This is a genomic window from Bacillus sp. FSL K6-2944 (assembly GCF_038005385.1).
Lineage (GTDB): Bacteria > Bacillota > Bacilli > Bacillales > Bacillaceae_G > Bacillus_A > Bacillus_A cereus.
In genome coordinates this window covers 412,394-437,443 of record NZ_JBBOTE010000004.1, presented here as the reverse complement: position 1 = coordinate 437,443, position 25,050 = coordinate 412,394, and the positions used below count along the sequence as shown (strand labels likewise).

Below are 25,050 nucleotides of genomic sequence, written 5' to 3'. Positions count from 1 at the left end.
AATAAAAAATTGGCTTTTGTATGCAATTATTTCATATTCCAAGTGCAATGAAAAAAATCAAGAGATTAAAGACGCAAAAAATTTGTTTACTATAAAAGTAAAGAAAAACCAGTATAAAATTATCCTAATTCTAAAGAGGCGTGTTTGTGTATGGAACAATCAAAATTATTTATTTAATCCTACTTATATTTCAATCTCATTTCAGGTAAATGAAAAGTTGATTCGTATAAGAATCCAAGCTTTATTAAGCGCTACAAACAAACGTAATTTGAAGGTACACTGCGTATCACAAAAAAAGCGAATAAGTGGATAGCCTAAATAGCAGTCACACTTCCTAGTAATAAAAGGACAGGAACGAAAATTTCAGGTATAGACTTAGGTCTCAAGGTCCCCGCGGTAGGTATAATAAATATAAGAAGCGTACGTTGCGTAGTGTACGTAATAAGTAGAAATGAAATCCATTTGGCGAATGGACGATAAAGAGTAAAGACCGATGCAAGATAAAAATCATAAAATAAGTTGTGCAATTAGAACAACTAACAAATATAAAAATGATAAGGACAAGGTATAAAAACGAAAAAAACTACACACTTGGTCATTTTATCGTTTATCACAATTTATTATCTATAAAGAATAGCTGGTATTCAGATTGAATATGTGACGCCAGCTTATAGAAATCAAAGTTATCTGAAATGTACTAAAACGAATGATGCTCGAGATAGAAAATATAAGTGTCTATGTGAGTTGAAGATACATCGTGGGAGTCTCGAATGGTTAGTATTTCTAAAAATGCAATATATTAAGGAAATTTGGATGTGACTGATGTGAACAAGAAAAATAATAACGAGTATATAAAGACACTTTCTGTTCTACTTCCAGAAAAAAGAGTGTCTTTATATGATTTTGTGAAGATGGTTTGAAATGTCCTTTTATACGCACTATGTTATATCCTATACCGGCGTTATAAGATAATACATTTAGTTTATCACAGAAAAAAGAGTTTTGATGTAGAGTTATGTTATGAAAAAATACTTTTGACAAAAGTTTAATTGCTTTAAGAAAGATGCTTAATTTGTAGTATCGTTCAAGAGAAGCTATTTTTTATTTTAAATATATGGCTAATAAATCATTGGAAATTTAAATATGTTTAGAGAGGCGGAAATACTATATGAATGCAAAGCAACTACGTATACAGATTTTGGACGTACAAGATTTACATTGCCAAACTTGTTCGTTTCAAAGTGCTTCTTATACGTATTGTTATAAGCAGTGTTTAATCGGATCGTGGATCGAACAAGCTGGTAAAGCATTGTTATTAATTTCTGAAGTAGATTCTTTAGAAAAAATATATGGAGAGAGTGAGAAAAAATGGGATTATTTATGCGGAGAAGCGGTTAAATTACAAGAAACGCATGTTACCTATCGAGCTATCGCAAAATTTTTAGGTTGCGATGAGAGTACTTTACGAAAACAATTAAAAAAACGTGAAGTACAGTTTATTTGAAGGATAAAGTCAAATAAACTGTAGAAATTGAAAAGAGGGATTATAAATGAATAAAAAAGTAAAATTAGCAAGTGTTTTATTAGGAAGCGCTATATTATTCGCTGCCTGTGGGAACACAGGAGAAGTAGTTACATCAAAAGTTGGAGCGATTACCGAAAAGGAACTTGGGACAAATTTGCAAGAACAATTTGGAAAAGTAGCAGTGTATCAGATGATGGTGAAAAAAGTACTAATTCATGATTATCCAGTTTCAGAGAAAGAAGTAAATCAGAAATTAGAAGAATTAAAAAAACAAACAAACCAAAAAAATGTAACAGATTTAATTAAACAATTTGGTGTACCCAATGAGGAAGCTCTAAAAGAACAATTAAAAGCCCAAGCGGCGTTAGAAAAAGCTGTTAAAAAGTCTATTATTGAAAAGGAATTGAAAGAAAATTATAAGCCGGAAATCAGAGCTAGTCATATTTTAGTGGCGGATGAAAATACAGCTAAAGAAGTGGAAGAAAAAATTAAGCAAGGAGAAGATTTTGCGGCTTTAGCAAAACAATATTCTACAGATACAGGTTCCAAAGAGAAAGGTGGGGATCTTGGAGTATTTGGTCCCGGTATAATGCAAAAAGAATTTGAAGATGCTGCATATAAGTTGCAAGTGGGCGAGGTAAGTGAACCAGTTAAAACAACATTTGGATATCATATCATTAAATTAACAGAGAAGAAAGAATTGAAACCATTTGAACAAGAAAAAGAAAATATCCGTAAAACATTAGAACAAAAACGTTTACAAGATCAAGTATGGCAGCAGCAGTTTATTCAAAAGTTGCTTGAAAAAGCAGATATTAAGGTGAAAGATGCTGAATTTAAGGATGTTTTTAAGCCGCAGAAAAAGGAATAAGTAGATACTACCAGAGGCCATGGGGGGGAGAGTTATGCGGGGATATGCTGTGATAAAAAATTGGGCGAAATATATAGTAATAAGTTTGATTATCACTATCGTTTTACAAATCTTTGTAGTACAACCATTTCGTGTGAAAGGGGAGTCCATGAATCCAACTCTACACGATGAACAATGGGTTCTTGTATCAAAGTGGTCTCATGTATTAGGAAACGTTCCTGCATATGGTTCCATTGTGGTGTTAGACAGTCAATTAGATGAACAACATAATATGTGGAATGATTTATTGGAAACCAATATTGGTCAGTTGTTTGTTGAAAATTCTTCAGTTAATTATATTAAAAGGGTAATTGGAAAACCAGGAGATACGATTTCGTATAAAAATGGAGTTTTGTATCGAAATGGAAACAAGATACAAGAACCGTATTTGTATGAGAAAATGTCCGAACAGGAAAATCAAACATGGCGAGTACCGGCCGGACACTTATTTGTGTTAGGAGATAATAGGAATAATAGTAAAGATAGTCGCATGATAGGGTACATTCCGCTGGATCATATACTAGGTGTTGCACACGATTTTTGATAACCCTATATGTGAATAGGAAATTGAGGTGAAAGTTTGCCGCCAAAGGTAGGTATATTTGTACTGGGATTTTTGGTGGTAAGCTTTTCATTTTGGAAAAGACCTTACGTGAAAATGTATGTTTCCAGTCAACAACGCTTTAAGATATTAAAAATACTTGTTTTATAGTAGTGGAAGGAATGTTTTTAAATTCAAGAAAATCAATAATATATTTTTTATTTAAAACAGCTATTTAGGCAAAAAATACTACTTGTATTCCTCGCTTATTTGATTATACTAAACAAAAAAAGAAAGGAGTACATCCAGTCATGTTTTGAGACAGGGATGGTATAAATTATGTCTACTCAGCAACGACAACAAGAACTTATTAATATGCTATTGCAAGATCAAAAATGGCATACTTTAGAAGAAATTGCTGAACAAATTCAATGTGCAGTAAAGACTGTTCGGCGAGATTTGCATTATTTGAAAAATCAGTTACCTTTAGATTGGCAGATACACGTCATTAAAGGAAGAGGTGTAAAATTATATAAACCTCCTCATTCATCTCAAACCAGTGTGTATTCTTTTTTTAAGCAAGAAGACATGCGATTTCGAGTTTTAGAACAATTGTTACAAGGGAATATTCGTACAGTGACGGAACTAGCTGATGTACTATATGTACAAGTAGCAACTATTTCTTCAGTACTCCGTGAGGTTCAGGAATATCTAAATCATTTTGATTTAGAGTTGCATAAAAAACCTCTGCGTATTGTTGGAATAGAAGCGCATATTGTATATATGTTCTATGAATTGTATTTTACAACCTATGGATGGGATAAATGGCCATTTTCTGACGAATTTGAAATTTTTTCTTACGTAAAAAACATCGAACAAAAACTAGATATTCAATTTTATCCGATTTATAAACAACGGTTGGCTTATTTACTAGCGATTGCTGTGCAACGTAAAAAAAAGGGGGATAATATAAGTGTGTTACCTATTCATGAGGCGCTTATAATTGAAACACCCTTTTATCATAAAATTAAAGCGTTGCCTTCTGTTTTATGTGGTGTTTCACTTACAAAAACAGATAAAGTGGTAATGACAATTGCTGTAAATTGTTGTATGTTTGTTTATTCTAACAGAAGCCGTTATAAAGAAGAGCTTCTTCAATATTATTATAATGGGACATCTATGTTATATCAATACGTCAAAGATTTAGTAGTACAATTAGAAAATGAATTTAATATGCTTTTTCATCGAGATGAAGAGTTTTTGTTTTATTTGTTACAATACATTAGACAAATTTCATATAGGTATCAGTTTATTCCGACAATTACATCGCCTACATCTGAATGGCATGAAAAAGTGAAACAAATACATCCTGTAACATTTGAAAAAGTTCAAAAAGTTTATACATCATGGATACAACAATACCCATTTTTTTCTCGGGTGAACGAAGAAGATATTCTAGCCATCACATTACAATTAGAGGCTGTATTTCAATTATCTCAAGCATTTCGAAAAAATGTATGTTTGTATTTAGGGGATGCTATTTTATGGAAACGATATATACAAGGTGTACTTTATCATGAGTTTGGGAATACACTATCAATTGTATCGGAGGAAGCATTAGATATTCAAGAGTACGATTTCGAAAAAATGGGGATAGATGGTATTTTGACGACGGTTCCACTAGAAAAAATGAAAGTACCTGTGCTACACATATCAGTTATTCCGACTCGAAGAGAATTAGACGATATTAAAACCTTCTTAGAAATGGATTAAGATGGTTTGTTATGTTAATGATATTTCATGCATTATTTCTTGATAGAAAACTTCCACCTCAAGAAATAGACAGAGCAATATGTAATGAATAGGAGAGAGAAATGACAGTTATAGATAAAAGCCTAATATTTCTTCTAGTGTAGTTAAAAAAATGCTGGAATGTATTAGTGGCGGTAAACCCCCCCTTCAGACAGTCGGTGGACTGTTAAGTGGAAGAGGGGTTTACGTTTGCTGATTATATTTTATGATGTAAGGGCCGTTGTAACGATAATGTAAGTCTTTATTTATCCGACTTATTAGCTACATTCTCCATTTAGATTCTCGAACACACACATTTGTGATTTTGTGTAAGAAGGTTCTTTTCTCAAAAATGAGATGTAATGTGAAGTATCTGTGTCATGATTTTGAAAAGTAGTGGCGTAAAAGGTGAATGGTACAGGAAGAAAGTTATAGTTGTTTCAAAAACATTCAATTTTATTCAAAGCTATATTCAAATTGTGATTACCCAAATAACGACGTTACACATCTAAATCTTCGTAAATGAGATTGTCCCTATGATTCGCGTATCATAATAAGAGATAGTAACAGAATTTTTATCCTTTTCTTTTAAGATAAGTTCGATTAGCTCTGTTTGAGGGCTTTGTCCTTTTTTGATTACTGTCGTATGAACTACTATAGATTTAGTGAGTGAAACAAATCTAATTTACTCTTTGTTTACTTAGAAAGAAAAAGATTATAATTGCAAATTATTACAGAAAGCCCTTTTCTATGATTATTAAAAAATTGGAAGTGAACATCCATACTTTTCAAAAATATATCAAAATATCAACTATCCCTCCTATTCTGATTGAATATGAAAAATAGTTTGTATGGGTATATAAAATAGAAAAAAACTTGTTATTTTCAAGCTACCATATTTTATATTAAGAAGCGATCAGAATTTCACCTCATTATATAATTATATATAGTTTTTATTATATAAATGAAAAATAGCTTATAAAATCTATTATGTGGGGCAAAAATCCAGTTGCTTATCTTGTAAAAGGATTCTATAGCTAGAGTTCAAATAATATGGGAAAGAACAATTATTTAGATAATATAATCATTTTTATTTTTTGAATATTATTTATTATTCTGCATCTAATTAATTTATTATACCGTGAAAACGGATTGAGAAGTAAGGAAGAATTCAAAGACCAAAAACTAATAAAAATTGGTTATAATTACAAAAAAATGTTGAAACTATTGATGAGAGATCCAATGTAGATATTATGGAATAAAAGGTTAAAAGTTAGTGAGGTGTACAGTATGAATCCAAAAGAAAAGAGAATTCGTATTTTAGATTTACAGGATCAGTATTGTCAAACATGCGAATATCAAATGCGCTCTTTGAAAGAATGTATTCAAATTCACAACTGTATGGTGGGAAAGGAATTTCAATTTTTAACAAAGGATCTTTTTATAGAGAGTAAAGGACAAAAGACAAAAGAAGAATGGGATGAGGTTTGTAGGCAAGCTGTGGCGTTAAAAGAGCAAGGGTTTGGAGCAGGGAGCATTTCAAAGAAGCTGGATTGTTCGCGTAGTACGTTATATGACCAATTGAAAAGAAGAGGTTTGTGGCAAGGAAAAAATAAAACAGAAATACAGGAACAAAGTCGAAATAAATGGGAGCATTGGTGTCGACAAGCAAAAAACTTAAGGGAGCAGGGATGGAGTTATCCAAAAATAGCACAACATCTTAAAATCCCTGCATCGAATTTACGTAATGAAATGCGTAAACGAGGTTTTTATGGTTAATAGGTGAAGATAGTAAGAGTGAAAAAGTACCAATGTTATTAGGCGAGTATTTCAACCTTTCGGAACTTTTTCTATTTGATAAACGTTCGAAATGGCAATAAGTACTGCAGATTACGAGTTATATGTTTCTCAAGTAAATAGAGGTGTTCATATTTTTAAAAATAGTATTTGTACGCTGGATATATTTATTTATGTTTCTTACTTCGCACATCTTTCAGCATTTAGTGAATTACAATATTGTAAAATAATTATTAACGATTGTGGAAAGAAAAAGATATTTATGAATGCGCTTGTTGCTTATATATATCATACATACAGTCTATGGAGTGATGAAAAAATAGAATATGCTGGATTTTTAGGGTTTGAATCTATGACCAGATATGCATGAGTGGCCTCTATTCTGACTAATTGAGCCAATGGCTTATAGAAATGTATACTGGATAAGATAATAGGGTATTGCCATACTTTGAAAAAGAAAAACACGTTAATGGATTTTTTGATTTGATAATTAATTTAATAACATTCCTTGGTAAACTGACAAATATAGCTGATATATAATAGGGTGTTTTTGCCCATCCCCTCGAAATGGAGGAATAAGTAAATGAATATTGTATACTCCTTACATTATAAAATTATTATATTAAAACTAAATAAGTTATATCGTTTGTAAAATTCTATATTTGATGTTATTTAAACCATACACCTTTCATTGTAACAATCCAATCATCATTTGGTATTTTTTGTGTTATTCCTATACTAAAGTAGCTGTTTTAAAATGGAAGAAACATCCCCTTACAAAAATGTAAGGTTACTGTCATATCAATCAATAGCGATTCATCTTCCAAAAGAGCAAAATAAGTAAGAGAATAACAATTGTAGGAGGATATATATGACGAAACCAGTTGTAGACGTGAAAAACGTCCAAAAAGTGTACGGTAAAAAAGGAGAGAATCAATCATATGCGTTAAAAGGTGTCTCATTCTCCATTCAAGAGGGGGAGTTTGTCGGAATTATGGGGCCATCTGGTTCTGGTAAAACGACATTATTAAACGTAATTTCAACACTTGATAAAGCAACGGGCGGTGTTGTTGAAATCGCGGGTACAGATATTACGAAAATGAAGCAAGGTGAACTTTCTGATTTTCGTTCACAAAAATTAGGATTCATTTTCCAAGACTTTAACCTATTAGAGAACTTATCTATTTATGAAAACATCGCACTTCCATTATCTCTTCAAGGTGTCGCGTCACGTAATATTGGATCGAAAGTAGAAAAAGTAGCGGATATGTTAGGAATTACAGAAATACTTCAAAAGTATCCATCTGAAGTATCTGGTGGACAGAAACAACGTTCAGCCGCAGCACGTGCGTTAGTGCATGAACCTGCCATTATTTTAGGGGACGAGCCAACAGGAGCGCTTGATTCTAAAAATGCAACGAGTTTACTTGATGCGATGACAAACTTAAATAAAGAGCAAGGCGTTTCTATCATGATGGTTACACATGATCCGTATAGTGCAAGTTACTGTCAGCGAATTTTATTCATTCAAGATGGTAAGCTATATAAAGAAATTCACCGCGGCGGTACACGTGAAGAGTTTTATAAAGAAATTTTAGATGTGCTTGCGGACTTAGGTACACAAAAAGCGTAAGAAAGGAGGTCTAGGAGCATGTTATTTAAACTTTCCATGTCTGGGCTAAAAAGTAAATTTCAAGATTATATTGTCTTACTTGTTGGTCTTATCGTATCTATTTCAACTTTTTATATGTTTCAAACGTTATCATTAAATAAAACGTTCCTTCAATCAAATCCACATGCTGAGATAGTTGCAATAGCATTCCAAATCGGTTCTGTTTTATTAGCGATTGTAACGTTTTTCTACATTTTATATGCAAACTCGTTCTTATTATCTCTTCGCCAAAAAGAGTTTGGCATGTACATGATGTTAGGAGCAAAAAAACATAAAGTTACCTTACTTATGTTTATCGAAACAATCGTATTGGGCTTGATTTCTCTTGCAATCGGGATTGCGGTAGGTGTAGGACTTGCAAAAGGTATTGGTCAGTTATTAATGAAACAATTGGCATTTACAGGAGCAGGTTATCAATCATTGTATTTACCATCTATGACTGTTACTTGCATCTTCTTCCTTACATTATTTGTATTATCGGCAATTATGAATGGCATTAAATTATCTCGTATTTCTGTATTACAACTTGTACATGCAGATGCACAAACAGAGCGTATTGTAGTAAAAGGAAAAATGACAGCTGTAGTTGCATTTCTTGGTTTGCTGTTACTAGGCATGGGGTATACATCACTGATCTATATATCACAGCTACAAGGAAAAGATATACTAAGCGTTCCTATGTTCATGGCTATTGGATTAATCACAGCTACAATTGGTACGTACACGCTATTTGGATCTCTTCTCCCGGTTATGATGAAAAAGGTACAAATTAATAAAAAACGTAGGGACAAAGGGTTGAATGCTTTTACTTTTGCACAATTAAGCTTCCGTATGAATAGCCTAGCAAATGTACTCGCCACGGTAGCATTGTTAGTGGCTCTTGGAGCGGGTGGAATTGCATGTGGTATGGCATTTAAAAACGATGTTATAAAACAGACCGATAAAGGAACGATTTATGATTCGATAGTTCATAATCCAACAGTGGAAGAAAAAAAATTGTTAGACGGCATGCCATTTAAAGAGAAACTTGAATATCACTATAAGGTGGATGATACGTATGTTTATTATACAAAAGAAGAGCTAGAGAATAATCGTCCTTTAGTCATAGATAGAAAAAATGAGAAGACAATGAAAGTTTCAGAGAAAATACCCATGAATGCGTTTGTGTTGTCAAGACAATGGGGGAAAGATGATGGAAAACCAAGACAATGGAGTGATGTTTTCCAAACAATTCAACCAGAGTATATGTATCCGAATCATGAAGTGAAAATTGTCAATCAAAACATATACGATAGTATGAAAGGTACAGAAAATACCGTGTTTATTGGGAAAACAGATAATTTTGGTGCATACGTAAAAGAATGGAAAAAACTTGATGAATTACAGCTAGTTAAATATAAAAATGTGAAAGCAGAAGAACTGGGTAGTAAATATCAAACCTATAAAGGGAATCAAAGTTTTTCTAGCGGACTCATGTTTATGGGATTCTTCGTTGGAATTGCGTTCTTAGCAATGATGGCAAGCTGCCTGATGTTTAAAGTTCTGTCTGGTGCATCCAAAGATTGTATACGTTATCAAATGCTTTGTAAAATTGGTGTTCGCCGAGAGTTATTAACACAATCGATTTATAAAGAGTTATTCTTTGTATTCTTAGTCCCAGCAATGGTGGGTATTGTTCACGTATTAGTTGGTATGAATATGTTCAGCCCTCTTTTAATTGATCCGTATTTCCGTATATGGTTACCACTTGTTATTTTTGTATTGATTTACTTGATCTATTACTTCATTACGGTTCAATTATATAAAAAAATTGTACTTCCAAAAGAAGAGTAATTTGACACTCCCACGGCTAAAGCCGCAAGTCCTACACCTTACGGTATAACGGATGGGATTCATGAATGACTAAGCGTTCGCAGTCCATTTCTGTTTTTGAACAGCCTTCAAGAGGAGGGTGTGCCATCACCCCTCCTAAGACAGACCATATAGGTTCTTAGGCTGATCAACCACAGTTGCGTAGCGAATATTCATCGCCCCAACGATATCACGATGTTTCTCAAATCCACATGGGCACTTGTATGTTCTGTCTTGCGCCTTGTTCTTTTCAGAACATTTCGGACATGTTTGACTTGTATAAGAAGGGTCCACATATTCGACTTTTATGCCAACTAATGTCGCTTTGTACGCGATGAATGGTGCGAAACGATGGAATGACCAAGTATGTAGATTTTTTTCGTTTTTACGGCTTGTTCGTGCCGTCTGTCTCATGTTCGTGAGTTGCTCTAATCGAATGACAGAAATAGTATGATCCGTTGCAAAATCGACGATTTCACGACTTACTTTGTGGTCTTGCACCCATCTTTGTTCTTTATCATCAAGTTGACGAAGGGCATTCCGTTTACCATAAACGAAATTGAAATGTGCGTGAAATCAAATGAATCGTTTTGGTTATTCCATACACAAACAGGTCTTTTTAGAATCGGAACGATTTTGTATGCACTCTTTTTCACCTTTGTAGAAAACACACTTTTCGCATCTTTCATGGCTTGATTTTTCACCGCACTTGGGAGATTGGCCTCCATATCTTTTGTACTTTTCTTCGTGCTTTTCTTTGCTTCAACCATTTCAGATACAAGGGCATTCATGACTTTTATATACTCGTGGCTACTTTGTTCCAATAGCATGATTTGTTTTTTTGTTGGCAATCATTTCACTTTGACCGCGATAGTTTGTGTCACCAGTTTCACCCCCTCATTTTTTGATTTTCAACATACTGTTTTATTGTCCCACTTGATACATTTCCAGCAGTAGAAACAAAATAAGAACGCGTCCATAGGCTCGGCAAGTGTTGAAGATGAGGAAACACTTCTCTCACACGTTTTGATGTCACTCCTTTGATTTTCACCATTGTATCAGCAGGACTACGTGTTGGAAGTGTATACAAAAACAAGTGAACGTGGTCTTTGTCACATTCCATTGCGACAATAATAATATCCAATTCGTTACATACCTCTTGGACCAACTCTTTGAAACGGTCTTCTACTTTTGTATGAAGAAAAATCTTTTTTCTGTATTGTGGGAAAAACACAAGATGATAGTGAATGACACGGTTGTTTTGGTGCTTCTATAATCATTCATCATGTTTACAATGCGTCTGTTAGATTGTAAAACTGCAACAAAAAGATAAAAACATAAAAGATACCAACATTTTGGATACTTAAAGTGCCACAAACCTTGCGGTTTTTAGTAGTACTTCGTATCCAACCTCACTTTCATCCCATGCCGAAAGGCGAAGGGCTTTCTCGTTCGGGAAGGGCTGTAATAGTGTAGAATCACTAGACCATAATTGGTTTACTAGGATACACTTCCGTCATCATTATCTATGCTTATTAAACTTGCTTAAAAAAATTTCGTTTACTTCAGCGCATGGCGCATAGTTCAAAAGCACTGCGAAATGTTGGGTTGTACACGATAAAACAAAGTTATTTGAACGATAATAAAATGGCTACTGTAAAAGAAGTGGACAATGCCGTGCAGGCTGATAGGAACTACTCGGGCGTTCAATCAAACTCTGTTCAAGCGATTCGTAGAGCCTTATTTACAGAAATGAAGAGCTTTTTTAAAGCGTTGAAACAGTGGAAGAAACATCCTGATAAGTTCACAGGTCGTCCGAAGTTTCCGAATTATTCTCGTTCCACTGACAAACGAATCATTGAAATCTATCAAGTGCCAAAAGTGGATGAGAACGGGTATTAGATCATTCCAATGAATGTTGCATTCAGAAAAAAATTCGGTTCCATTAAAATACGTATGCCGAAAAACTTAAGAAATAAAAAAATCTCCTACATTGAGATTGTACCGAAGCAAAAAGGTCGGTTTTTTGAGGTGCATTATACATATGAAATGCACGTCTCTCAAATGAAGAAACAACCCACGCCTACGAGTAACGCTTTGAGTTGCGATTTAGGTGTAGACAGATTAGTAAGTTGCGTAACAACTACAGGTGATGCCTTCTTAATTGATGGAAAAAAACTAAAATCCATTAACCAATACTTCAACAAAGTGATACGTAATCTACAACAGAAAAATATGGAGAATGGCCTTTCGAAACGAGTTGTAACGAATCAAATGGCTGCACTTTGGCATAAACGAGAACGACAAATATATGGTTACATTTCACAAACTGTAGGCCTGTTGTTCAAAAAAGTGAAAGCATTTGGCATAGATACGATTGTCGTAGGGTATAACGCTGGTTGGAAACAAAAATCTGATATGGGAAAAAAGAATAATCAAAAGTTTGTGCAAATCCCCTTTTATAAACTGATTGTAGCAATTGAGAATACATGTATAAAAGAAGGCATCCGATTTGTAAAACAAAAAGAAAGCTATACTTCAAAAGCTAGTTTTCTGGATAAAGAGCCGGTTCCAGTTTGGTCTAATGGCGATAAGACTCATTATCTTTTTAGTGGAAAACGAATCACTCGTGGTCTGTACCAAAGTGAAGCAGGAACATGTATCCACGCTGATATGAATGGTGCGTTGAATACATTGCAAAAATCAAGAATTGTAGAATGGGATGACACTCTGAAAGTGAAAACGCCGATTCTATTAAAAGTGCAAAAACGTAAGGCTGTTGCTTCGCGCATAGCTTAGTGGGTGTGTCAACCATCCATGTGTACTCGACTTGTCGGGGCTTGTAGCACACGTCGGATTCATCTGAGTGGTGGCTTCTTCTGCAAGGAAGAACTGCTCTTTTTCGAAAGGGCGTTGCAAGTGGGAAAGCAATCGTTCGTTGCCAGTACCAACCAAAAACATACTTGGGGTGTTACCATAAGGTGGCATGAGTGCTAGAGCGTCAAACTGTCTAGAGATAGACGAAAGAAAAGACCTAGTGTTTGAACTCAAGCCCCCACTGAAACGCCCCATCTTAGTGGGGGGAGTTGACTGTGTGGAATCCTAGAAAAGCATTCTTCTAAATTATTTTGTATGTGCATGTTGATTTACATATTCTTCATAACGCTTTACTGATAGAAGCGAACGAAAACCTGTTCGTTTCATGATTTCCTCTGTAGACATATTTTTTTCTAAACAACGTAGAATATAGGTGTTCCGTAAGTGTTGTGCAGAAATGCCTTTTCTCAATTTCGCTCTAGCTACTTCTAATCGAATCATCTTTTGCACCGCAATGGCTGTTAATGCTTTTGGAGCATCATTGTCATATACCCAACGAAATGTACCTCGTTGAAAATCGAATGCAACAAACAAAGGATCCTTGCTATGGTATCTAGGACGAACTGGTTCAGGAATTGTTTTATAATACGTAAATAAACATATGTTATCTTCTTCTTCTAAAAAGATGGTTCGTTTCGTCCCTTGACTATGTACAACTGTCATTTTATTCTTTCCAAAGTGCACATGTTGCATTTGTAACGATACAAGTTCTTGTAGTGTGAGTCCATAGTTCAAGAGAAGTGATAAGAGAGACTCATTCCGATTTATCAGAAATGGTCGAACGGAAAGTTGCTTATCTGACAATCCCTCGGAAGAAGAAAGAATGTACTTGAGCTTTTTCTCTTCCTCTTTCGTAACAAAATCATTTTTGCATAGGGAGCGATTCGGTGGAGTGATTCCCTGTATTTCTGCAATAGGATGTGGAATATCTAAGAACTGATACAATTTTTTTAATACGACTGCAATTCGATGAATGGTTTTCTGTCCATATTTTCTTTGGTACAGAAGTTCTTGAAAATAGGCTTCAAAATCTTCTTTATCTATTTCGTTCCACATGTTCTTTTTTTGCAAACGATTTGATGTTTGCAGCCATCTCCTAAAGTCCTCAATATCATAGACATATCGTTTAATTGTGGATGGTTTTCTTCCTCGACTTGATAAGAAGAAAGAAAAATGCTGCAAGGTATCCTCAAAATTTTTTTTTATTCATGCTATGTTCACCTCGCTTTTTCTGCAGGAACTTAATTCTATACATTTTTTATTTCAGCTTACTTGGTATTTCCAATCTCTCTCTTCTTTTTTTATCAGGCTTTGAGTGTTGCTTCTTTCGCTGTATTTAATTATTCATTTAATTTTGTGGTCCGAATGTATTTAATTTTATTTATATGTTGGCTATCTAGTCTGGTACTTCTTTAACTCCAATTAGATTTCGGATAATAATATTGAATTTTACTTGTTAAACGGCAAACTAAACGAATAATTCAGTCATTATTATTTTTGTAGAAGAACGGACTATACCAATATGCACTGTGCTTTTTTGTTCATATTTTTTATTATTTAGGAATTTATTATACTATAAATGTGAGCAACTTTCATTTCATATTTTACCTATGAATAGACTATTTCAATAGCCTGTGCTTTTTATTATTTTAGTTAAGAAAATTTCTTCCTTAAGGAACGCGAAATGAGGTTGGATACGGAGTGCTACCAAAAAACCGCAAGGTTTGTGGCACTTTAAGTATCCAAAATGTTGGTATTATATATTATTGCATCTATTCGTTATGGTTAGTTTAGTTAACTGATACAATGTGAACATGATAAATGATTATAGAAAAACCAAAACAACTGTTTCATTCATTAACTATCATTTTGTATTTTGCCCATGATACAGAAGAAAAATTTTCTTCATACAAAAGTAGAAGACCGTTTCAAAGAGTTGGTCCAAGAGGTATGTAACGAATTGGATATTGTTATTGTCGCAATGGAATGTGACAAAGACCACGTTTAAGTGTTCTTGTATACACTTCCAACACTTAGTTCTGCTGATACAATGGTGAAAATCAAAGGAGTGACATCAAAACGTGTGAGAGAAGCGTTTCCTTATCTTCAACACTTGCCGAGCCTATGGACGCGTTCTTATTTTTTTCTACTACTGGGAATGTATCAAGTGATACAATACAACATTATGTAGAAAGTCAAAAACGAGGGGCTGAAACTGGTGACACAAACTATCGCGGTCAAAGTGAAATGATTGCCAACAAAAGAATAAATCAGGCTATTGAAACAAAGCACAAAGGAGATGGAAGCCAACCTCCCAAGCGCGGTTAAAAATCAAGCGATTACAGATGCGAAAAATGTACTTTCTACAAAAGTGAAAAGAGTACATACAAAATCGTTCCGATTTTAAAAAGGCCAGTATGTGTGTAGAATAATCAAAATGATTCCTTTGGCTATACACACATCTCCATCCCGTTTCTGGTAAAGGGCAAGTCAACATGTTTACAGGTTCGTGCTTTATCATTTTAGCCAAGAAGACTCCTTCCTCAAGGAACGCGAAGTTAGTAGGTGGGAGATGAATTGGCTTCGGACAAGGGATGGCAGGAAGCCATCTTAATTGTTCGACATACATAAACTGTTACTTCACTATCTATCGAACGCACGTTTGTTGTATAATAGAAACATACCGAAATGGAGGTGAAATGAATGATGATTAATAAAGCATATAAATTTCGTATCTATCCAAATAAAGCACAAGCAACCCTAATCAATAAAACGATTGGCTGTTCTCGTTTTGTATTCAATCATTTCCTATCTCTATGGGATAATGCATACAAAGAAACAGGGAAAGGTTTGACATATGGTACATGCTCTGCCAAACTCCCTGCCATGAAGAAAGAGTTTGTTTGGCTAAAAGAAGTGGATAGTATCGCGATTCAGTCGTCTGTTCGCAACCTTGCGGATGCTTATACACGCCTTTTCAAAAAACAAAACAATGCCCCGCGTTTCAAATCTAAGAAGAACAACGTACAATCTTATACCACAAAACAAACAAATGAAAACATTGCCATTGTAGGAAACAAAATAAAATTGCCAAAACTAGGTCTTGTTCGATTTGCCAAAAGTCGTGAAGTAACAGGACGTATTTTAAATGCTACAGTTAGACGGAACCTTTCTGGCAGATACTTTGTGTCATTGTTAGTTGAAACAGAAGTGCAAGAACTTCCGAAAACAAACTCTTACATTGGAATGGATGTGGGACTAAAAGATTTCGCCATTTTGTCAGATGGAACAACCTATGAAAATCCGAAGTTTTTTCGATCATTAGAAGAGAAGTTGGCAAAAGCACAGCGTGTTCTTTCTAGAAGAATGAAAGGATCTTCTCGCTGGAATAAACAACGAGTAAAAGTAGCTAGAATTCATGAATACATGACGAATGCTAGAAAAGATTACTTGGACAAAATCTCGACTGAAATCATCAAAAACCACGATGTTATCGGTATAGAGGATTTGCAAGTATCAAATATGTTAAAGAATCATAAGTTAGCAAAAGCAATTAGTGAGGTATCATGGTCTCAGTTTCGAACTATGTTGGAATACAAAGCAAAATGGTACGGCAAACAAGTCATTGTTGTATCGAAAACATTTGCTTCAAGCCAATTATGTTCTTGTTGTGGATATCAAAACAAAGACGTTAAAAATCTAAACCTACGTAAATGGGACTGCCCTTCTTGCCTTACAAACCATGATAGGGATATTAACGCAAGTATCAATCTAAAGAATGAAGCGATAAGGCTTCTAACCGCAAGGACTGTGGAGATAGCCTAATAAATTAGAGTTCGATAGAACTCTTTACTTAGGAATCCCCCTCTTCTAAACGAAGTGAAAGTGGGGGTAGTTCAATAATCGACAGATACAATCGCAACTTCGACTTATTGAAACACAAGTTAGGTACCTTTCGTATCACAAAGAATCCTGCCAAACTTCTTGCTCGGAAGAAAGAGTTTGTTTGGCTAAAGGAAGTAAAATGTATTGTGATGTAGTCGTTTGTTCGCCACTTTACGGATATGTATACATGCTTTTTCAAAAAATAAAATAGTGACTTCGCGTTTTAGATATAAACGAATATGCTCAAAGCATGGGGATGATAATGGACATATTATTTAGGGAGAAAACGCTGCCATGTGCTGTTTACATAAAGAATCCGGTTTTGTCCGATTTTAGAGAGGGTTTAAACTCAATCCGTGTTTAGAAATAAAAAGAATAAATTGTAAAAACTCGATTTTGTCCTAGAAGGGTTCTAATTTATGTTTCTAGAATAACCATGAAACTCTCTGTATTCTTCTCACCACATAAAAATAAAGACAAAGCCGAATGGATGTTGTTCTGAATCGGCTTTGTCATGGGTGTGCAGTATAGGTAGAAAACCCAATTTACCTTCTGTAGGGGGAAGGAGAATGTTGGATTGTCTTTACTATACCATAGATGGTTTAATAATATAATTTGAAAAATTACCTTTGTTAAAGAGATGATAATGGGGGTTTAGGGTATAAAAGAATTTTAGCTATGGGGATACTCATTATTCGTATTTAATCGTCATTTTGATTTTAAATATCGAAATGAGGAGTATATAGTAATGCTTGTTCATGATGTTTATTAAATCTAATTTATGGATTATGAATTTTATTGCTAGTATACAGTATTTGCTTACAATGGATCATCTAGGTCAAAATGAGGACAAGATTTCGTAAGTGAGTGTATTTATTAAACGAAATTAGAATGTACTATTCTAATTTTTAATGAGATGGAAAATATCATAATGTTAAAGTTGGTGAAGGAGTATATGATTGGTTTGCTGAATAAAATAATAACGACTTTCTCAGAGAAATAAATAAAAACAGCCGCATCACCATCTATGAAAGAGGTGCAACTGTACATGTGAAAATTTTCCTTATAACGTTATTGCTATAGGAAACATGATTAGGTTACTGTTACTATAACAGGGAGATGAAAACAACGAACTATACAAATAACCTTTTTCAAAGAGGAAGCACCCGTCTGCATTTTTGAAGATGGTTCTTAGCGAGGAGACTTTTGGGGTTTGGATTGGCGGATTTTTATTGGTTGGTATAACCAATAAAATTTTTTTGCATAGTTTGTTAATATATACTATGTATACAGAGATAATATGAAGCGACCTCCTAGATTATCAAGTCAGGGATTTTAACCCATAATAATGAATGAAAACATTATGAATGGGGTTATACCCTATGATAATAGGAGGCCACTATGGAAAATATAATCTATATTGGGATGGATGTCCACAAGGAAAGTTTTAGCTTATGTGCACTACACGGAACAACTGGGGAAATTGTAAGAGAAGCACGATGTGCTTCAAATGTATCTCTCGTAAAAAAATTCGTTGAGAAACTGAAAACAAAATATGGTGAAGATATAAAAATTAAAGCTGGATATGAGGCTGGTTGTTTAGGGTATTCACTTCATAATCTTCTTGAACAAAATGGAATTGATTGTGATATTTTAGCTCCCACAACAATGTACAGTTCATCAAAAAATAAAATGGTTAAAAATGATAAATTCGATGCCAAAATGATTGCTCTTAATTTAGCAAATGGCACCTATAAAGAAGTATATGTTCCAGAAGAAGAGGATGTTGCCGTGAAAGAGTATATCCGCATGTTAGGTGATTTTAAAACATCTTTGAAAAAAATAAAACAACAGATAAAAGCATTCCTTTTAAGGCATGGCTATGTGTATGAAGGGAAATCAAGCTGGACAATCGCTTATATGAAATGGTTAAAGAATCTTGATCTACAAGGATTATTCAAAGAAACGTTAGGCGAATACCTATTACAGTATGATGTTCTAGTCGATAAAATTGAGCGGTTCAGTCTGAGATTAGAAGAATTATCTCATCGTGAAAGGTACGAAGAACCAATCGCAAATTTAAGATGCTTAAAAGGTATAGATACAACATCGGCAATGACTGTTCATGTGGAAATTGCAGACTTCACTCGTTTTCCCACGGCTAAAGCATTTATGGCTTATGTAGGATTGACACCAAGCGAAAGCTCAAGTGGAGAAAAAATCAGTCGACGTTCGATTACAAAACAAGGAAATTCGACCGTTAGGTCTACTCTTGTAGAATGTGCAAATGCGTTGGTAAAAGGAACAATCGGATTAAAATCGAAGCGAGTGAAAGCAAGACAAAAAGGGCAACGAAGCGAAGTGATTGCTTATGCGGATCAGGCTGTAGAAAGGTTACAAAGAAAATATTATCGCATGATATATCAAGGGAAACCTAGAAATGTTGCCGTTACAGCTATCGCAAGAGAACTGGGGTGTTTTATATGGGGATTAGAAACAGGTAAAATTCACCGAAAATAAAGAGGGAAGGATATGAAGTTGATTGATTCATTCATAGTTAGAAACCAAAGGTATCAATTGATGGCATAGATGAGCTTCAGAGATAGTGAATTACAGGTCTGGCTATCTATGACTCACCTCTTCTGGCATGGCTGAAATTCTGATAAACAAGCTATTTATTAGAATTTGAAAAGGTGTGATCCACGCAGTGAGATTATAAGAGCCTAACGACGAACCATTAACCTGAGGTAACCAATCCACGAATAACAGAGTGGTTAACTGTCGATAGATCTTATTTCTGAAGCTTTTGTATGCCATCAAGAAAAATATTATGGGTGAAAAACTATTGACAAAGGTCACTTCATAACAGGTGAGTATATGGAGAATAATGTGAATATATCCATAACGAATCCACAACCTGAAGAGAGAGATTTTGAAGAGAATCATTTAACAGGTACATGGTTATTTGTATGGATAGTTTTGATTATTGCTTTTGTATTATTTTTTATTACAAGAAAGGATGTAAACAATTATCCTATACCAATGGGGATATCCAATCCGTCAATAAATGGTGTGCAAACGACTGTAAATCAAGATAAAATATATATTACAAATGCAAATACAGGACTTGTATCTATTATAGATTCAAAAACAGATCAAATGAAATCTATATTACCATTTCGATGATAATGTAAAGAGAGAGAATAGTACAATACAGGGTAAAGGACATTGAGTTTATTGAAGGTGGCTGAGGTGTTGTAAGACGGCAGAGTCAGCGATTGTAAATGGTGACTGAAAACAACTGGAATGAGTCCCAAACGAACGTGATTGCATCATTTTGTGGAGGGAATTATGGTTATGATAAATTCAGTTATTAACAGGGAATTTTTAAGTATGACGGCTAATATGCTTCCACAGAAAGTCAAGGATGGTTTTAGGAAGAAAATAAGGAGTAAAAGCCAAGGGAGTGCAAAAGAAAGTTTAAATGCAACATTATCAGAATTAAAAACCAGGATTATGATTGATTTACAAAACAATATAGATGAACAATTATAAGAGCCAAATTTGAAATCCATAAAAAATAGTGGGTTGAAAGGGCTCTTTTTATATGTGAAAAAGAGAAGAACACAGAGTGGTCAATGTATTTCATGAATCGTCAGTATTTATTAAGGTCCTTTCTGGCAGATACTTTGTGTCATTGTGAGTTGAAACAGAAACGCAAGAACTTCCGAAAACCCAATCTTTAAAAATCTGAAGTTTTTTCGGTCATGAGAAGAAGAGTTGGCGAAAGTGTAGCGTGTTCTTGCTGGAAGAATAGAAAGATCTTCTCGTTAACATAAGCAGCGAGTAAAAGTAGCTAGTATTTATGAATACATGACGAATACTAGAAAAAATTATTTGGACAAAGCCTCAACTGAAGTTCATCAAAAACTACGATGTGATTAGTGTAGCGGATTTGCAAGTATTGAATAGGTTACAGAATTATAAGCTAGCAAAATCAAATAATGGGGTATCATGGGTGCATTTTGAGAACTATGCTCGAATACAAAGCAAAATGGCACGGTAAACAAGTCATTGTCGTATTGAAAACATTTGCTTCCAGCCAAATATGCTCTTGTTGTGGATATCAAAACAAAGACGTTAAAAATGTAAACCTAGGTAAATGAAGCTGAACTTCTTGTTTTATACACCACGATAGAGATAGGGACGCGAGTATCAAGCTGAAGAATGAAGTGATAAGATCTCTAATCGCAAGTACTGTGGAACTAACATAATAAATTAGAATTCGATAGAAGCCTTTACTGGGGAATTCTGCTTCTTCTAAACGAAGTGAAAGTGGGAATATAGAATTAATTATTCCAAGAGGCAATGCAGAAAAAAATAGAGATTACCCTGATTTTAGTCAATGGATCTATAAATATGAGATTTCTATTGTTCGATTTTGAAAGAAAAATAAGTTTGAATCTATAAACGGTACCCCGTTATAAAGGACGCTTTAAAATAGAAAATTAGTTAATATCAAGAAGAGAATTTCTATATTTAGCAAAGGTCATATTTTTAAATTCTCTGCATGTAGCCTTTGAAAAAGAAGAAATATCCTCTAATATAATTGATTCTTTAGGAATGTAGCTGGGTAGCGATGCCCCTACAACCAGGATCTTGTGACTAAGTATTTAAGTTCGTCTTAATTACGGACAAACTTAAACTTTATACATTTCAAAAATATAATATTATTAAAGTGTACTATATAAAATGTAGAATTAATTTATGTTTTATATTTAATTTATTAGGGGAGGGAACATGCATGGCAGGTTTTTTAGGTATGATTACAGTGTATGCAGCTTTGGGATTACCAGCTATTGTCACGGGATTATTGGGAATCTAAGTGAAATGTAGTTACAATAGAATATGGCTATACAGAAAGAAATTTGATCACTTTATCAGTAAATGAAGAAAAATATGCTATCCTTATTTTTTAATTGGGATAGCATATTTTTTAGTTCTGTTGTAAAGTTTTTTGAGCTAATCTATAGGACAGTAAGAAGAATCGTATGATAGGTGGGTTTTTTAAAGAAAAATAATGAAAAAAGATAGTATCTTAGTTATTGCAATGCGCATATTTAAGGGAAATTCAGAATTAAAACTTAACAACAGAGAGATTGCTCTAGTACACAGAGCTCTTTCATTAAAAGTAAAAACTGTTTTGCTATTTATCCTTTTCGGCAAAAAGACTCCATCTGATTTGTGTTACGGGTGAGACTCAACAATTCAGGTGGAGATGAATTGTCGTCAGAAGGTAGGCTAAATGCTTTTGTTCCGTTTAGTTTCAAACATTGAGTTGTTAAAGGCAATTAATAATTACAAAAGTGTTAGTTCTCGTTTCGTGAACCGAGATTTCCCTAAGATAAAACATGATCTACGGAAAGCAATGTTTTGGTTTCGAAGTTATTGCTTTTTAACAAAGGGCGGTGACCTATAGATCCCATTCGTAAGTACATTGAAGCACAAGGAAAGAAATAATTTTAATAAACTCTTTCAGAAAGGTAGTGAAAGTAATGGATAAAAAGAAAGCGGTAAAAGTATGATGTAAACAAAAGAAAAGAGAAAACATGCAACGATTCGTCCAGAAATAAAATATCGGACGAGTTTGTTTCACAGCTAAAGAATTTCGTGTACTTTAGCGTATGTCATATAGTTCAAAAGCGTTGCGAAATGTTGGATTGTACACGATGAAACAAAGTTATTTGAACTATAATAAAATGGTTATTGTAAAGAAGTGAACACTGCCATGCAAGCCGATACGAACTACTTGGGCATGCAACAAAACTCTGTTCAAGCAATTCGTAGAGCCTTATTTACAGAAGTGAAGAGCTTTTGTAAAGCATGGGAGCGGTGGAAGAAAAAACTGAAACCTTCACAAGTCGTTCTAAGTTTCCGAATTATTCTCGTACAGTTGATACATTCTTAATTGAAAGAAGGCATCCGATTTTTAAAACAAGAAAAATCCATGTGTATGCGACTTGTCAGAACTTGTAGTGCACATCGAATTTATCTGAGTGGTGGCTTCTTCCACAAGGAAGAATTGCTCTTTTTCGAAAGGGTGGTGCAAGTGGGAAAGCAACAGTTTGTTGCCAGTACCAACTAAAAACATACCTAGCGTTCTAACTCAATCCTTACTGAAACGCTTTATCTCAGTGGTGGGGTAGTTGACCAAACTAATATAAATAAACTTAGTAAGAGAACAGCAACATTATTAACCAATTTTTTAACGTATAAGATACCGGTTAATTCGCATCTAAAATATGTCTAAATGTATAATTTGTTTTTTGATGTAATGAAGTCTAGATACTTCCCTAGAGTTAGGGTTTTAAAATAATTGGTATAAAAAACCATTTAATTAACTATCCTAGTAAAAAGAGAGTAGGCTGTACAATCCATCTTTTTTATTGAAAGGAAACAAGGAGTTTGTTTCCTTTTTATTCTTATCTTTGTATGAAAAGGACTGTTAATGCATGTATTACGCAACTTTAATCAAAGGCGCATCTTACTACGCTTTTGGGAAACGTTTTCTATTACACAAAGAATGTAAAATTACCAAAAGAGAATATCAATATTTAAGAAAAAATGAATGGTTTCAGGTACGTGAAGAAGAAGAGGGTCATTTTTTGTCTCAAAATAGCGAAGAATAGGAACGTTCTTCCCTCAATAATGTGAAAGTGTGAAACAATAATTTTAGGTGAGAGATGAATGTCTATAGGAGTCAGCCTACTTTTTTATATTCTACAATAAATTAAGGTGCAACCTATGTTAATGAGCAGAACATATATTCGTATCTATCTATATAAGAAACAAGAGATATAAATTGTTAAAATGATTAGTTGTAATCGCTTTGCCAAAAGTTGTGAAAGAGAAGGGGATATTCACTTGGGGGAAATTCTACGGAAATCCTTTTCCATCTATAATACGTGCATACTATGAGAGGATGAAAAAATAATGAATTCAATCCGAAAATCCCTAATTTTTACATTGGTTATCAATATCATAGTACCCTACATCAGTTATATAGTATTAGCTCCATATACTAGTCATATAAACGCATTAATTATTTCATCGATAGCCCCGTTGCTTGAAACGCTATATAGTTTAATTCGGATGCACAAAGTAGATGTGTTCTCAGCTGTTATTTTTTTCTCATTGGTTCTGAGTATTATTGCTGTTTTAATCGGCGGCAATGAGAGATTCATTTTACTCAGGGAATCTTATATAACAGGGATAATGGGCAGTGTTTTTTTAGTTTCTCTTTTATTTTCGAAACCATTAATATTCTATTTTGCGAGGAGGTTTTCAAATAATCCACAATTAGATTACAAGTGGGAACAGAGTGCCAGTATGAGGCGTACATTTCGTGTTTTAACAGGGGCATGGGGAATTACGTTACTCTTTGAGGCGATGATTAAAATTGTGCTAGTATATTCATTGCCAGTAGAAACCTTTCTACTGGTTTCTACATTTATTACCTACAGTTTGATTGGACTTATAATCTTGTGGACCATTCATTATGTAAAAGCAAGACGTGCGCTGTAGGTAAGCACTTTGATATTTAAAAATATTCCTTACGTTGATGAATGTGGGACAGCCTTTAAAGAATTTCCCGAAAGAATTCTCCTTCCTCAAGTGTGTGAAGGGCGTAGCCCAACGGTAGGTGGGAGATGAATGTCGGTTTGGCGTAGCCAAAAGGTTTTCCTTTTTATTTCGCCTCTGATATAAGCAGTCTTATAAATTATAAAGGTTGGTATATAAATGAAATGAGATAGGAATAACCATTCCGTATTCTTGTTGTATTATCACCTTGTGTTGGTCGTAAAATACAGAAGAAATGTGTTTGATGATGATATGTCAGACTATGCAAAAGATAGGTTTGTTCGACTATCTGAAAACTATAACATCACATGAGTTGAATGGAATCATGATGTAGACCACGTTCATATTTTGTTCAAGGCCCACCCTAATACAGAAGTGACAAAATTTATCAATGCTTATAAAAGTGCAAGTTCTCGACTTATGAAAAGAGACTTTCCACAAGTGAAAAAGAAACTTTGGAAAGAGAGGTTTTGGTCAAGAAGTTTTTGCTTGCGAACTACTGGTGGTTCGCCAATAGACGTAGTAAAAACATATATTGAAAATCAAAGTGAAAAGTGAGG

General features: G+C 34.1%; 14 protein-coding genes and 10 pseudogenes. 21 read left to right on the top strand and 3 right to left on the bottom strand.

Annotation, left to right across the window (positions count from 1 at the left end; genetic code table 11):
- Positions 1-52: 52 nt before the first annotated feature.
- From MHH55_RS32485 to MHH55_RS32450, 8 genes and pseudogenes are all read left to right on the top strand, one after another.
- Positions 53-759 (top strand): annotated as a pseudogene (locus tag MHH55_RS32485) (RNA-guided endonuclease TnpB family protein); the annotation flags it as partial.
- 409 nt (positions 760-1,168) lie between these two features.
- On the top strand, positions 1,169-1,504 hold the full coding sequence (locus MHH55_RS32480; RefSeq protein WP_078187315.1) for a hypothetical protein: 336 nt from the start codon (positions 1,169-1,171) through the stop codon (positions 1,502-1,504).
- A 46-nt stretch (positions 1,505-1,550) separates the two neighbouring features.
- Positions 1,551-2,396: a peptidylprolyl isomerase gene (locus MHH55_RS32475; protein WP_078187314.1), complete on the top strand. Its 846-nt coding sequence runs from the start codon at positions 1,551-1,553 to the stop codon at positions 2,394-2,396.
- A gap of 34 nt (positions 2,397-2,430) precedes the next feature.
- Complete coding sequence (lepB, locus tag MHH55_RS32470) at positions 2,431-2,979, top strand: signal peptidase I (RefSeq protein WP_078187313.1); 549 nt, start codon at positions 2,431-2,433, stop codon at positions 2,977-2,979.
- 336 nt (positions 2,980-3,315) lie between these two features.
- On the top strand, positions 3,316-4,749 hold the full coding sequence (locus tag MHH55_RS32465; protein WP_078187312.1) for a BglG family transcription antiterminator: 1,434 nt from the start codon (positions 3,316-3,318) through the stop codon (positions 4,747-4,749).
- Positions 4,750-6,057: 1,308 nt separating this feature from the next.
- Positions 6,058-6,546, top strand: a complete 489-nt coding sequence (locus tag MHH55_RS32460; protein ID WP_078187311.1) for a hypothetical protein — start codon at positions 6,058-6,060, stop codon at positions 6,544-6,546.
- A gap of 889 nt (positions 6,547-7,435) precedes the next feature.
- Entirely contained in the window at positions 7,436-8,197 is a 762-nt protein-coding gene (locus tag MHH55_RS32455) for an ABC transporter ATP-binding protein (RefSeq protein ID WP_078187309.1), read from the top strand.
- A gap of 18 nt (positions 8,198-8,215) precedes the next feature.
- Positions 8,216-10,069, top strand: a complete 1,854-nt coding sequence (locus MHH55_RS32450) for an FtsX-like permease family protein (RefSeq protein ID WP_078187308.1) — start codon at positions 8,216-8,218, stop codon at positions 10,067-10,069.
- Positions 10,070-10,204: 135 nt separating this feature from the next.
- On the opposite strand, the pseudogene MHH55_RS32445 reads toward MHH55_RS32450, so the two are convergent.
- Both MHH55_RS32445 and tnpA (MHH55_RS32440) read right to left on the bottom strand, forming a co-directional pair.
- Positions 10,205-10,917, bottom strand: a pseudogene (locus tag MHH55_RS32445) (RNA-guided endonuclease TnpB family protein).
- Between the two features lie 59 nt (positions 10,918-10,976).
- Positions 10,977-11,374: pseudogene (gene tnpA, locus MHH55_RS32440) on the bottom strand (IS200/IS605 family transposase).
- Between the two features lie 261 nt (positions 11,375-11,635).
- Between tnpA (MHH55_RS32440) and MHH55_RS32435 the strand changes: the two are divergent.
- Positions 11,636-12,886: pseudogene (locus tag MHH55_RS32435) on the top strand (RNA-guided endonuclease TnpB family protein); the annotation flags it as partial.
- A 324-nt stretch (positions 12,887-13,210) separates the two neighbouring features.
- Here the strand turns inward: MHH55_RS32435 and MHH55_RS32430 are convergent.
- Positions 13,211-14,146 carry a tyrosine-type recombinase/integrase gene (locus MHH55_RS32430; protein WP_254849765.1) on the bottom strand — a complete coding sequence of 312 codons (936 nt, stop codon included), beginning with the start codon at positions 14,144-14,146 and terminating at the stop codon, positions 13,211-13,213.
- Positions 14,147-14,778: 632 nt separating this feature from the next.
- On the opposite strand from MHH55_RS32430, the pseudogene tnpA (MHH55_RS32425) reads away from it, so the two are divergent.
- The 12 genes and pseudogenes from tnpA (MHH55_RS32425) to tnpA (MHH55_RS32370) form a co-directional block, all read left to right on the top strand.
- Positions 14,779-15,169: pseudogene (gene tnpA / locus MHH55_RS32425) on the top strand (IS200/IS605 family transposase); the annotation flags it as partial.
- Positions 15,170-15,245: 76 nt separating this feature from the next.
- A pseudogene (locus MHH55_RS32420) lies at positions 15,246-15,481 on the top strand (RNA-guided endonuclease TnpB family protein); the annotation flags it as partial.
- A 186-nt stretch (positions 15,482-15,667) separates the two neighbouring features.
- On the top strand, positions 15,668-16,789 hold the full coding sequence (gene tnpB / locus MHH55_RS32415; RefSeq protein WP_340882104.1) for an IS200/IS605 family element RNA-guided endonuclease TnpB: 1,122 nt from the start codon (positions 15,668-15,670) through the stop codon (positions 16,787-16,789).
- Positions 16,790-18,250: 1,461 nt separating this feature from the next.
- Positions 18,251-19,369, top strand: coding sequence for an IS110 family transposase (locus MHH55_RS32410; protein ID WP_340880263.1), 1,119 nt, complete (start codon positions 18,251-18,253; stop codon positions 19,367-19,369).
- A 357-nt stretch (positions 19,370-19,726) separates the two neighbouring features.
- Complete coding sequence (locus tag MHH55_RS32405) at positions 19,727-20,035, top strand: hypothetical protein (RefSeq protein ID WP_078187828.1); 309 nt, start codon at positions 19,727-19,729, stop codon at positions 20,033-20,035.
- 165 nt (positions 20,036-20,200) lie between these two features.
- The gene (locus MHH55_RS32400) at positions 20,201-20,404 is read left to right on the top strand and encodes a hypothetical protein (protein ID WP_078187826.1); all 204 of its coding nucleotides are present in this window, start codon (positions 20,201-20,203) and stop codon (positions 20,402-20,404) included.
- A 121-nt stretch (positions 20,405-20,525) separates the two neighbouring features.
- Positions 20,526-21,123: pseudogene (locus MHH55_RS32395) on the top strand (RNA-guided endonuclease TnpB family protein); the annotation flags it as partial.
- A 1,034-nt stretch (positions 21,124-22,157) separates the two neighbouring features.
- A pseudogene (locus MHH55_RS32390) lies at positions 22,158-22,369 on the top strand (IS200/IS605 family transposase); the annotation flags it as partial.
- An 89-nt stretch (positions 22,370-22,458) separates the two neighbouring features.
- Positions 22,459-22,822 (top strand): annotated as a pseudogene (locus MHH55_RS32385) (RNA-guided endonuclease TnpB family protein); the annotation flags it as partial.
- A 539-nt stretch (positions 22,823-23,361) separates the two neighbouring features.
- Entirely contained in the window at positions 23,362-23,538 is a 177-nt protein-coding gene (locus MHH55_RS32380; protein WP_078187824.1) for a YqbF domain-containing protein, read from the top strand.
- A 304-nt stretch (positions 23,539-23,842) separates the two neighbouring features.
- Entirely contained in the window at positions 23,843-24,433 is a 591-nt protein-coding gene (locus tag MHH55_RS32375; protein WP_078187822.1) for a VC0807 family protein, read from the top strand.
- 249 nt (positions 24,434-24,682) lie between these two features.
- Positions 24,683-25,048, top strand: a pseudogene (tnpA, locus tag MHH55_RS32370) (IS200/IS605 family transposase).
- Positions 25,049-25,050 lie beyond the last annotated feature (2 nt).